Annotated in this window: 9 protein-coding genes; 5 read left to right on the top strand and 4 right to left on the bottom strand. The window is 42.1% G+C overall.

The features are described from left to right. Positions 1 to 145: 145 nt before the first annotated feature. Together HPS55_RS00185 and panB are read left to right on the top strand one after the other, a co-directional pair. Positions 146 to 802 (top strand): HAD family hydrolase, encoded by a 657-nt coding sequence (locus HPS55_RS00185; RefSeq protein ID WP_172173261.1) that lies wholly within the window; start codon positions 146 to 148, stop codon positions 800 to 802. A 17-nt stretch (positions 803 to 819) separates the two neighbouring features. Next, entirely contained in the window at positions 820 to 1,641 is an 822-nt protein-coding gene (gene panB / locus HPS55_RS00190; protein ID WP_172173264.1) for a 3-methyl-2-oxobutanoate hydroxymethyltransferase, read from the top strand. A 232-nt stretch (positions 1,642 to 1,873) separates the two neighbouring features. On the opposite strand, the gene HPS55_RS00195 is transcribed toward panB, so the two are convergent. Together HPS55_RS00195 and HPS55_RS00200 are read right to left on the bottom strand one after the other, a co-directional pair. Then, entirely contained in the window at positions 1,874 to 3,802 is a 1,929-nt protein-coding gene (locus HPS55_RS00195; protein WP_172173267.1) for a DUF5686 family protein, read from the bottom strand. A 149-nt stretch (positions 3,803 to 3,951) separates the two neighbouring features. Then, positions 3,952 to 4,824 carry a sigma-70 family RNA polymerase sigma factor gene (locus HPS55_RS00200; RefSeq protein ID WP_172173270.1) on the bottom strand — a complete coding sequence of 291 codons (873 nt, stop codon included), beginning with the start codon at positions 4,822 to 4,824 and terminating at the stop codon, positions 3,952 to 3,954. A gap of 389 nt (positions 4,825 to 5,213) precedes the next feature. Here HPS55_RS00200 and HPS55_RS00205 point away from each other — a divergent pair, with 389 nt between their 5' ends. The 3 genes from HPS55_RS00205 to HPS55_RS00215 all read left to right on the top strand — a co-directional run bounded on the left by HPS55_RS00205 (position 5,214) and on the right by HPS55_RS00215 (position 9,885). Next, the gene (locus HPS55_RS00205; protein WP_172173273.1) at positions 5,214 to 5,846 is read left to right on the top strand and encodes a hypothetical protein; all 633 of its coding nucleotides are present in this window, start codon (positions 5,214 to 5,216) and stop codon (positions 5,844 to 5,846) included. 112 nt (positions 5,847 to 5,958) lie between these two features. Then, complete coding sequence (locus tag HPS55_RS00210; RefSeq protein ID WP_172173276.1) at positions 5,959 to 7,203, top strand: rhamnogalacturonan acetylesterase; 1,245 nt, start codon at positions 5,959 to 5,961, stop codon at positions 7,201 to 7,203. Positions 7,204 to 7,263: 60 nt separating this feature from the next. After that, positions 7,264 to 9,885, top strand: a complete 2,622-nt coding sequence (locus HPS55_RS00215; protein WP_172173279.1) for a glycosyl hydrolase — start codon at positions 7,264 to 7,266, stop codon at positions 9,883 to 9,885. A 204-nt stretch (positions 9,886 to 10,089) separates the two neighbouring features. On the opposite strand, the gene HPS55_RS00220 is transcribed toward HPS55_RS00215, so the two are convergent. Next, positions 10,090 to 11,742 carry a glycoside hydrolase family 43 protein gene (locus tag HPS55_RS00220; RefSeq protein WP_172173282.1) on the bottom strand — a complete coding sequence of 551 codons (1,653 nt, stop codon included), beginning with the start codon at positions 11,740 to 11,742 and terminating at the stop codon, positions 10,090 to 10,092. Continuing rightward, a complete protein-coding gene (locus HPS55_RS00225; RefSeq protein ID WP_172173285.1) occupies positions 11,739 to 12,809 on the bottom strand; it encodes a hypothetical protein in 1,071 nt (356 codons plus the stop codon). Before HPS55_RS00225 ends, HPS55_RS00220 begins: the two co-directional genes overlap by 4 nt. Positions 12,810 to 12,856 lie beyond the last annotated feature (47 nt).

Raw genomic sequence — 12,856 nt, forward strand, 5'->3', positions numbered from 1 at the left:
TATATCTTTAGAAAGAAACTATATTGTTTATATTATCTTTACACAAAATGCAAATATATGATAAATAGGTCTAAATACAAAATAAAACTTGATTATTCTGATTAATTTTATTAATTTTGCGCACTCAAATAAAAGTGAATACAGAATGAAAAAGTTTAAAGCAGCCTTATTTGATTTGGACGGTGTCGTATTTGATACCGAACCGCAATACACTGAGTTTTGGGGCAGTCAATGTCTTGAATTCCATCCTGACAAACCAAATCTGGCAAAAGATATTAAAGGACAGACACTGACACAAATTTACGACAAATATTTTAGTGGAGAATTGCAAGACAAGCAGGAACTTATAACGGAACGGCTGAACGATTTTGAGAGACAAATGCAATTCGAATACATCCGTGGATTTGAAAAATTCATTTCCGACTTACGCTATAATGGTGTGAAAACGGCTGTAGTGACCAGCTCTAATATTCCGAAAATGAATAGTGTCTACGCTATCCATCAAGAGTTTGAATCTTTGTTTGATACAATACTTACGGCAGAGGATTTTGCAGAAAGCAAGCCATCTCCCGATTGTTATCTGAAAGCAGCTGCGAGACTTGGCGTACGGACAGAAGAGTGCATTGTGTTTGAAGACAGTTTTAACGGTCTGAAATCAGGACAGGCTGCCGGCATGACGATTGTAGGGCTGTCCACAACAAATGCTGCCGCTGCTATCCGCCCGTATTCGGACATTGTAATAAGTGATTATACAGACATCTCTTTCAGCAAATGCAATGAAATGATAGAGTCAAAAGGATAATAAATAAAAGAATAATTATGAATGGTTATTTGATTAGTGACACACGCAAAGTCACGACACATCGTCTCATTGAGATGAAACGTAAAGGAGAGAAAATATCAATGCTCACTTCATACGATTTCACGACGGCAGGTATAGTTGACAAGGCAGGAATGGATGTCATTCTCGTTGGAGATTCTGCATCTAACGTAATGGCCGGCAATACAACTACGCTTCCCATGACTGTAGATCAGATGATTTACCATGCCCGTTCGGTCGTACGTGGTGTAAACCGTGCACTTGTCGTCTGTGATATGCCCTTTGGAAGCTACCAGACAGGCGATACCGATGGTGTAAAGAATGCAATACGCATAATGAAAGAGAGTGGATGCGATGCATTGAAATTAGAAGGCGGAGTAGAAATACTGGACACTGTGCGCCGTATCCTGGATGCAGGTATACCCGTTATGGCTCATTTGGGACTCACCCCGCAGAGTATCAATAAATTTGGCACTTATGCCGTACGGGCCAAGGACGAGGCAGAGGCTGAGAAACTGATAAGCGACGCCAAAGCTCTTGACGAGGCCGGATGTTTCGGACTTGTATTGGAGAAAGTGCCGGCAATATTGGCAACAAAGGTCACAAAGGAAATCTCCATACCGACTATAGGTATCGGTGCCGGTAACGGTACGGACGGACAGGTTCTTGTTGTAGCTGACATGTTAGGTATGACCCAGGGCTTCAGCCCGCGCTTTCTCCGTCGGTATGCAAACCTGAACTCGATAATGACAGAAGCCATTGGGCATTATATTGAAGATGTCAAGAACGGTGATTTCCCTAACGAAAAAGAATCGTACTGACTTTGACAGAAGCAATGAATATTTCATTTTTTTCTTGCGACATTCGCTTTTGATGACGTTTGTCGGCTTTGTAATAATGGCACTTTCGCATTCCCAAAGTGCCACTTTTGCATCCTCAAAGTGCCGCTTTCGCATTCCTTAAGTGGCACTTTGGGAATATGAAAGCGGCACTTTGACTTTAATTGATTTGAATTGTTGCAGAGCAATTAGATGTTTGTCACAGGACTCAATGTCACCATTTTCGGAACAGCTCAAAGGTAAACTTGCATCCGAACTCTTTGGGTTTACCTTCAAGAAAACTGCCAAAAGCTCCAATTGACAGATAGCGGGTGGTAAATCCGTATCCTATTTCAAAATAAGGTTTCGTGTATTCTATCTGCAATACGCTTACATATATACGTTCTGTTTCTATGTATCTGCCAACAACAGGCATCCATGTAAGTAATAGAAGAGGTGATTCATAGGAAAAATTGGTCCGGATATAATATTTTGATGCATTATACCATTGACTGTTCAGCAACTGGAAATTCCCACTCCAATCATCGTCCCATCCTCCCGGAATGTAGTTCTCACGAAAATTTGAGAAGTCTACAAAATAATCGGTAGACTTGTTTGTATAAAAACCACCGCCAACTCTAAAGCTATATTTACTCAATAGGTTCAACTTTTTCTTGAATGACAAATCGAACTCCCATTTTTCATATTTAGTATCTGAACCTAAAACATTTGGAATGCTGCGTTCATAGTTGGCTGTGAATATAGGTCCTGACTTGTATGGCACGAAGCCAAGCGTGACCTGAGGTGCAAAACTTTTGTATACGGATGGCTTACCTATCAGTTCAAGAATTTTTTTGTTCACGGCGTTGCGCTGGTGATATACACACCCCACTGATACATTAAAGTGCTTGAAAAGTGATATGTTACTTTTGAGTTGCAACATATGATCATCGAAATAGTCAAGATCAAGTGATGAAAAATCAATTGTGTCACGTGTTTCATTCTTCAGAATATCAAGAACACTGGAGTTTGTTATTCTATTGCCGGTCTTCCATGTAAGCTCTGTCCATGCATCATGTTTCTTATTGTAAGTATATCGCATTGGTATATTAAAATACCATTGTTTTATTTTAAAATTATAGCCCATATGTGGTGAAAGGGTAATGTTGCTGTTTGCAGAGAAATTGTAGCGTGCACCCATATTTATTTTATATGACAAACCGCGACTGCCACTGTAACTCATGTATAAAGGATTTACGAGTGGTGAAAATTTAATGTATACACGCTCGTTTTCTGCTTTTATACTGTTGAGCATATGGTCACCGATAATATCCCAGGCTATTTTCCTCAGTTTTGTTTTTCGCCTGAAAGATTTACTGTTCAATGTATCTCGGGGTGTTTTCTCTTCGATGTATATCCTATAGGCTTCTTTTTCGTTATCTGCCAACGGAATGGGTCTGATGCTGTCCATGAGTTTAATGTCAGACGTATTGGTGGAGTCGGGTAATGAGGTCTTATTGTCAAGTACAAGCAAAAAATGTGCATCGATATCATTTCCCAAAAACCTGAATCCAGCCTCAGTCTGGCACAGTGTGGGTAAAAGAGGATTACCGTATGAATCGTTTCCCATATCAGCGCTGACATTGAAATGTATCATGTCGTAATTACCTTTCAGTGTAACACGTAATATGCGTCCTGTAAGTCTGTCAACTTCCGCGCTTCCGTTCACAAGCTGGGTGTTTGTAATACGTGGCTTGAATGATACTATGGCATTATTGCCATCCGTGTCTGAGATATTATAGCGATAATATTTCGAGTTCTTGCTATAAAATGGCGATAATATATGGTCATTAAACAATGATATATTGTATAAATCGGGAATGATATAGTCAAGCATCACAGGCATTGTCTTGCGATAGCTTGATATGCTTCCTGTTGTCACTTGACGCTTTATATCATAATCATTTATGTTTTTGAATTTTATTTTACCGTATGTCTCACCGATATTGTGTCTGCTGCCTCTCGCTATGGTATACATGGATGGCACAAAAAATAGGGTAGGGTTACGCCTTTTTGTGTGAAAACTGTATTTAAGATATATGTTGTCAGTCGTGTCCGGTATGCTCTCTATAAAATTATTACGGTAGGAGAATATACGGTTCATGAGCAAAGTGTCACGCTTTATTTCTGACAAAACAAAACTGGGCATGAATAAAAACATGCCCAGCAGTATTCTAAATGTAATGAACCATCTGCATTTCATGGCTCAAAAATACTAATAATATTCTAAGTTTCAAAAAATATTATGATATTTTAGCCTAAATATTTCATAAGAATCTTTGCGTTGCCACTGTCACGCAATTTGGCAATACTCTTTTCGCGGATTTGACGTACACGTTCTCTTGTAAGCCCCAATTGGTCGCCTATCTCCTCGAGGCCTTTCTCATGACAGCCTATGCCAAAGCATTCACGTATAATGGTTATCTCACGTTCCTTGAGGACCTTGTTGAGCACAGTGTTTAGTTCCTGTGCCATAGACTCATGGTCTACATGACGGTCTGTACGACTGTCGTCGCCACTGGCCATAACATCAAGCATACAATTATCCTCACCGTCCTGAAATGGAGCATCTATTGAAACATGATGCCCGTCGGCCATAAGGCTCTGACCAATCTTGTCTTCGTCAAGATTGGTTGCGTCGCTAAGCTCTGACACGGAGGGATGGCGTTGGTTTTCCTGCTCAAATTTGTTTATTTCATGATTGATTTTATTGAGTGAACCAACCTGATTGAGAGGCAGTCGCACAATACGGCTCTGTTCGGCAATAGCCTGAAGAATACTTTGGCGAATCCACCATACTGCGTATGATATGAATTTGAATCCTCGTGTCTCGTCAAATTTCTGTGCAGCCTTTATCAATCCGATATTACCTTCGTCTATCAAATCAGTGAGCGTAAGACCCTGATGCTGATATTGTTTGGCCACAGAAACAACAAACCTCAAATTTGCCGTAACGAGTTTGTCCTTGGCGCGCTCGCCTTCCGGACCACCTTTACGTATTTTCTGTGCCAATTCAATTTCTTCATCAATTGAGATTAGTGGAGCACGTCCTATTTCTACAAGATACTTATCAAGTGCCTCGCTCGAACGGTTCGTAATACTCTTTTGGATCTTTAATTGTCTCATTCTCTTCTTTGCTTTTGTTTTAACTCCTTGATTATCAATCTTATATCGCTAATACAGCTGAAAAACGCTGCAAAATTACAAAAAAAAGCGATAAGTTGTATGTCAATACAAGTGTATTTTTGCTTAAAAAAACATAAAAAACAGGTTTTTCCAAACAAAACAAGTATTCATATTATGTATGTTTGTACCGAGTCGAGTTTCAAAAGAAGATTATACATACAAATCCCATAAAAGCGATATTCTGATTATGCAATACGTCATTGTTTCGGATATAAAATGCTTTAATAAAGTACTTATCTATAGAAAAAGAAAACGTAAATCGTTTTTTTTTTGTATATTTGCCGAGCCATTTGGATTTGCTTAGATGGCATTCTAAATTAAAACAAATTATGAAAAAACTAATATTATTAGTATTGGCAGGCATTTTGATTGTTACAGTCTCAGCACAGGAGAAAGCTGTAACAACCAAAATTACAACAGTTTATGATGAGTTTAAGCCCGCTGTAATTACTTTGAAGAACGGTAGCGTAATAAGACATAAGCAAGCTAATGTATTTATGAAAAATGGCTCCTTATTATACAAACACGGTAAAACAAACATGCAAGCCAACATGAATCAGATAAAAACAGTGGATTTTGGCGACCGTCATTATTGCTGTATAGATACTTTGTTGGCATATGTTGTAGATTCTGTGGCCGGAAACAAATTGCTTTGTGCAACACTGATAGATATGGAATCATATATGGCACAATTGTTGAACAACAGACAGATAACCAATCTTGAGATAAAGTCACAGATCAATGTCACTTCATTGGATATGTCGGACGATGAAGAACAGCAATATCCTCTTGTGAATTATTTTTTCTATGAGTTAGATGGAAAAATAATAAAGGTTCACGAACGAATTATAAACAATATAATATCAAAGGAAAAACGTCGCAAATTCAAGACTGTGATTATGATGCCGGAATTCAGTTGGAATGATAAAGAATGTCTTATTGAATTGCTGAAGGCCATATAATGACATAAAATACATAATGGGCATTATGATAAATAGAAATTATCAGGTAATTAAATATCTTTCTCTTTCCGCCCGATTCAATCAAATAAAATAAGGACTAATTTATAAAACGATGAAAAAAACTGTATTATCTATTTTGCTTGCAGCCGGTATGCCTGTAATTACCGGCGCACAATCATTTGATTTTGACATGACAAAGCCGCAGCCTGTGTATTCCGACTCTATCGGATACGGATATGACATACTGCCGGTGCCGACAGCCAAAGGAAAATCTCCATTCTATTTTTCAGTCAAGGTTCCAGATGGAAACTATAAGGTGAAAGTGATACTTGGCTCTCAAAAGAAAGCAGCCAATACTACGGTCAGAGCCGAAGGTAGGCGTCTGATGGCAGAAAATGTCAATACCACCAAAGGAAAGACTGCAACATTCGAATTTGTCGTGAATAAACGTTCACCACAGATTAATGGAAAAGAACGAGTCAGGATAAAAGAACGAGAGAAAGAATATTTAAGCTGGGACGACCGTTTGACACTTGAATTCAATGGCGATGCCCCTGCTGTGAAAAGTATTCGTATAGAGCGTGATGACGCTTGTCCCACCATATATTTGTGTGGAAATTCCACTGTTGTAGACCAAAACAACGAGCCTTGGGCCAGTTGGGGACAAATGATTACAAGATGGTTTGACAGTGGTGTGGCTGTATCAAACCATGCAGAGAGCGGTCTCACTGCAGGATCTTTCCTTGCACAGAACAGGCTTGCCAAAATTATGTCAACCTTGAAAAATGAGGATTATGTAATATGTGAGTTTGGACATAACGACGAGAAAGAGAAAGGCCCAGGTACGGGAGCATGGTATCATTATACACGCAATCTCAAGATATTTATCGACAATGTACGTTCTAAAGGTGCCACGATTATCTTTTGCACTCCCACACAGCGCCGTCAGTTTGCAGACGACAAGAAGACTATAAAGGAAACTCATGGAGATTTCCCCGCAGCCATGCTTGCTGTAGCAGAGCGAGAGAATGTGCCGGTAATAGACCTGCACGAAATGACGCGTGAGTTTTTCCAGACCCTGGGGTATGAAGACAGTAAACGTGCTTTGGTACATTATCCTGCCAATACATTTCCAGGTCAGAAAAAAGAACTTGCAGACAACACCCATTTTAATCCCTATGGAGCATACGAGGTTGCAAAAATGGTCATAATGGGTATGAAGAAACACAATCTTACCGTATTGAAGAATCTGAGAGCAGACTTCAAAGACTTTGCTCCAAATATGCCTGATGATTGGAATACATTCAAATGGGCACCGGCTAAAAATGCCGAGATGACAAAACCGGATGGGAATTAATCTATAAAAACAGTTGGAATAAAATCCATTACCTCCTATAGGAATTGAACTATTAAAATTATGATAAACAGACTATTTACAATTGCGGCAATGTCAATTATTGCCGGAGGGACGTTTGCTCAGTCGTGGCCGACAGCCTCTTTGGAAGCCAAACCTGGCACACGATGGTGGTGGTTGGGCTCGGCAGTCAACGAAAGCGATTTGCAATGGAATATGCAGGAATATTCCAAGGCCGGACTCGGTGCCTTGGAAATAACACCATTATATGGTGTGCAGGGAAACGAGAAAAATGAGCTCAGTTTCCTTTCCACACCATGGATGAACGCTCTGAAATTCGTTCAGACTGAGGGTGTAAAAGACAGTCTGCTGATAGACATGAACTGCGGCACAGGATGGCCGTTCGGCGGTCCAGAGGTACCTATAAGCGAAGCTGCTGCCAAACTAGCATATACGGACACCGTCATTACTGGTGCAGAACTGCGCAAAGGTATCGACATAAGCATAAAAGACAAGAAAGAGAAACCTTTCTGCACATTAAGCAAAGTCATGGCCTATAGCGATGACGGTGTTAAGGATCTTACATCTATGACCGACACTTCCGGCATGTTGGTTTGGAAAAAATCTGTCAAAAAACACAGTTATCGCATCATCGCCATATATTGTTCACGTACACGTCAAAAGGTAAAGCGAGCCGCTCCCGGAGGAGAAGGCTATGTGATGGACCACTTCGACAAGAGCGCTGTAGCACATTACCTTGAACGCTTTGAGAAAGCATTTGCCGAAAGCAACACCCCCTACCCTCATTCATTCTTTAATGATTCATATGAGGTATACAAGGCAAACTGGACCCCGAAAATGTTTGAAGAGTTTGAGAAACGTCGTGGATACAAATTGGAAGAACATTTGCCAGAACTGCTTGGTGATGTTGACGACAAAGATAATAAGGTATTGAGCGATTATCGTGAAACACTGAGCGACCTGTTGCTTGAGAACTTCACCGAACAGTGGACGGCATGGGCACATCAGCATGGAGTGAAGACGCGTAATCAGGCACATGGTTCACCAGCCAACCTTATTGATGTATATTCAGCTGTAGATATTCCGGAAATAGAAGGATTCGGACTGTCAGAATTCGGCATCAAAGGACTCCGCAAGGACACAGGATATACACGAAAGAATGACAGTGACGTATCGATGTTGAAGTATGCATCATCGGCAGCCCACATCAATGGCAAGACCCTTGTAAGCAGTGAGACATTGACGTGGCTCACAGAGCATTTCCGTACTTCGTTGTCACAATGCAAACCTGATATCGATCTGATGTTCACATGCGGGGTAAACAACATGTACTTCCACGGTACATGTTACTCTCCGAAAAACGATCCGTGGCCGGGATGGCGTTTCTATGCATCCATAGATATGAGTCCCAACAACAGCATATGGCGTGATGCACCATATCTGATGAAGTATATCGAAAGATGCCAGAGTTTCCTGCAAATGGGACGTCCGGACAACGATTTCCTTGTATATCTGCCGATACGTGACATGTGGGCGGAACGCAAGGGCAAAGGTGCCGGTTCATTACTGATGCAGTTTGATATACACTCCATGGCCAGAAAAGCTCCTGATTTCATAAAAAGTATTCTGGATATCGACAAGGCCGGATACGATTGTGACTATATCAGCGAGAAGTATCTGCTTACTACTTCATATAAGAACGGTATGCTCGAAACTGCAGCCGGTACACGCTACCATGCACTTATAATACCGGGTAGTGGTCGCATGCCTGAAAATGTAAAAGCCCACGTTGATGTCCTGAAATCACAGGGAGCCAATATTATATACGGAACAGCAAAGGCTGAAATGGAGAAGGCTGCAAAGGCAGAGCCGATGAGACACAAACATGGGCTACGCGCCATTCGCAGAAAGAACGATACCGGATATCATTATTTCATTGCCAATTTGTCTCCTGATGATATTGATGCACGCATACCGCTGTGCGTCAATGCACGTGATGCCAGATGGTTTAACCCACTCAACGGAGATATTTATAAGGCCGATATGACTTCTGATGGTGTTCGTATGAATCTGAGAAGTGGTGAGTCAATGATTTTGCAGACATACAACAGTCCACAGAACGACGGTAGGAAAGAAAGGAGTCTTGCGCAGACATACGCCACAAAGATTCTTGATGGCAAATGGTCACTCTCCTTCCTCAGCAGTGCACCGGAAGTGAAAAAGACCTTCGACATGGATACACTGCGTACATGGGAAGAGCTTGACGACGATTCCATTAAAGTTACTATGGGTACAGGTGTGTATACCACAACAGTAAAGATGACAAAGGACGAAGCGGCTTCAGACTGGACAATTGATCTTGGCGACGTAAGAGAGAGCGCACGCGTATATATCAATGATACGTTTGTCGGATGTGCATGGTCGGTGCCGTTCACCCTCGAATGCAGGAAAGCCTTCAAGGCCGGAGTGAACACCGTACGCATAGAGGTTACCAATCTGCCGGCTAACAGAATATCCCACCTTGATCGACAAGGCGTGAAGTGGCGTAAATTCAACGAAATCAACGTTGTATCCATTAATTACAAAAAGACCGGATATGAAAATTGGGAACCTATGAAGAGCGGTCTTAACTCGGTTATAAAGCTCTATAAAATAGAGCAATAAGCTGTAAACATCCCCATTTGCTTTAGCAACAATCAATGGGATATAAGAAATCGGGGCACTAGGAAGTGATATCCTATGCCCCGATTATTCTTTTTTAATGTACCATTTATATTGACACGGTTGTCATACTAATGAAGATTCCCACTATGGTACGTGGACGCGTGTGTCCAAGGCTCCTTTCCTGTTGGGAAGCCCGGGTGGACTCTATTTAGTAACGCGAATCCAATCTATATCCATAAACCCTGTAACACCTTTTCCTGCAGGTTCTTCAGCCACGAAACCGAACTTGGCACCAATCCATTTGCCCTCACGCATCTGAAACTCGTCGCCTACAGCTGTGAATTTCTTTCCATCTTTACTGTATGAAAATTTAAGTTTGGCACCTTCCTTCACCGCAAGACGCAGATAAATATCCTGATATATGGCAGGATCGTAATTTATTTTGTCCTTAGCCGTAGGGTTAAGTTCTGCCAATACCTTAACATTTTCAGCTTTGTTCCCGTCAGCCTTGTGGCATGTTATTTGTTGCAACTGAAATTTGTCCCCCACCCGCCTTACCACGAGTGCGCTGTAGTCACGTCCCATCATTATTATTCCACCATACTGGTTGTCTTTCTTTGCTGCAAACTTTATCTTTGCCGTAGCGGTGAAAGCATCGGCCGGAGTCTTTTGCAGAAGCAGGTTGGGCGCTTCCCATAGGTTTACGAATTTCTCACTCAACTTGTGAGTGTACATGCGGAAAAATCCGTAAGGAGTTGGCTGGCCATAAGACTGGTCATAATTGGAATGCCACTGCCATTGCTTACCAAGCTCAACAGTATTGAATTCATCACTTTCCACCGGATTCAGTATCGGATAAGTCGTGCCCACATTCGGTTTCTTATATCTCGTCACAGGGTCACCGCATAGGTCACCATCCTTGTCCACTCCCATTACAGGCCATCCGTTTACCCATTTTACAGGTTGCAGATGTACCACACGTCCGTAGGCACCTTTATCCTGAAAATGCATAAACCAATCCTCTCCTTGTGCCGTGCGTACCCATCCGCCCTGATGTGGGCCGTTGATGTCCGACTTGCCTTGAGCCATTACAGTCTTGTGCTCATACGGTCCGTAAGGGCTTTTCGAACGCATGGCCAATTGCCATCCGGTGGCTACGCCTCCTGCCGGGCACATTATCCAATACCACCCGTCATGTTTGTAGAACTTAGGACCTTCAGCTGTGTGGTGCTCGTTGTTTCCGTCAAACACTATCACCGGATCGCTAATGGCCCGTGTTCCGTCAGCCGAAAGCTCTCTTACAGACAGCACACTCTTGAATCCGGCACGACTGCCTGCCCATCCGTTCACGAGATAGCATCGGCCGTCGTCATCCCACAACGGTGTGGTGTCAATCATACCCTTACCTGGAATAACAAGCACCGGATCGTCCCATCGTCCGGCTGGATCCTTTGTCTTGACCATATACACGCCATAGTCCGGATCTCCCCAATATATATAATACTCGCCGTTGTGATATCTTATGCTTGGAGCCCATACACCCATACCGTGAGCCGTTTTGTCAAACACCTCCTTTGGAGTGAGTTCACGCAAAGCATGCCCAACAATCTCCCAGTTCACAAGGTCTTTGGAATGTAATATAGGCAGTCCCGGTATGCAGTTGAACGAGCTTGCCGTCATGTAAAAGTCTGTTCCTGATGCTCCCACGCACACATCGGGGTCACTATAGTCAGCATTGATGACAGGATTCTTGTAGGTTCCGTCACCATTGTCCGGACACCATACTTCCGAACGGTACTGTGCCTGCGATGGCAGAGCCATTGCCGCAAAGATTAGTAATAAAGGTAGTTTCTTCATAAAGATTTTATTTTTAATTGATAGTTGTTGTTGTTCACGATTTCCATCGACCTGACAATCTCGTCATCCTCAGGATCCACGGCCAATGCCACGTGTCCCATTGTCCGCCTTAGGTTTATTTCCACGCAAGGATGTAACAGATATCCCCTTCCGTCACTTTGGGGCACAATCATCATGTCAATACCCAGCGGCCCCGCATATTTGTTGTTGTACACGTCACCGAGATATGTGCATATACGTTCTTTTACATTCAATATATACTCGTCCGGAATATATTTTCCTATTATATCCAGCTTATATGTTTCCGTAGCTATTACGTTCCCTGTATATGCTCCGTTTTTCGTGTTGAACAGTGACATCCCGACATAGTCCACTTTCCCATGTCCGTCACTGTAAAACTCCATTCCGAAATCCATTATCTTTCTATAATACGGTTCTACCATTACGCCTCCCTGGATTTTTAACATGTTTTTTATCCAGCCTGCAAGATGGTTTCCTATACATTTTTCGGCAAATCTTATTCCCCTGCCGCTACAGCTCCAAGGGGCCTTGATTACTATCCGGCCATATCGGTAAAGCAGTTCGGCCACCATATCCACATTGCCACAAAAGAAAGATTCACCGACAAAAATGTCTCCAGCAAATTTTTTCAATAAGCCTGTGGCCGTTTGTCTGTGTGATAGTTTGCGTATCATCTCCAAATGTCCCATATCCGGCAGTGTATCACATATTATACCGTTTTGTAATATACTGTTGACTATGGCAGAGTCCCATCCCCACACATCAATCTTTTCCACTTTCATGCCGGCAATTTCCCCCGGCATTACAAATTCTACATTTCCTCCTGCTTTACATCCGGAAGCTGCAAGCCTAGCACGAATCTTCTTCAATGTGGCATATGCACGTTTGGCATCTTCCACCATTACCATGTCATCGTCACCGGCCCAGAGAGCCGGCAGAAATCCCATGTCTGTACGAAATGCCCTGACAGAATGTGAAGCTGTGAAGTTCTTCAAATTGGCGGCCATAGCCAAATCATGCTCAGGATTAAATATGTGTAATGTCATTTGTCATTGATACGTTTTATGTCTTTGGGCTACAAAATTAGCTTATT

It is taken from the genome of Xylanibacter rodentium (assembly GCF_013166575.1).
Taxonomy (GTDB): domain Bacteria; phylum Bacteroidota; class Bacteroidia; order Bacteroidales; family Bacteroidaceae; genus Prevotella; species Prevotella rodentium.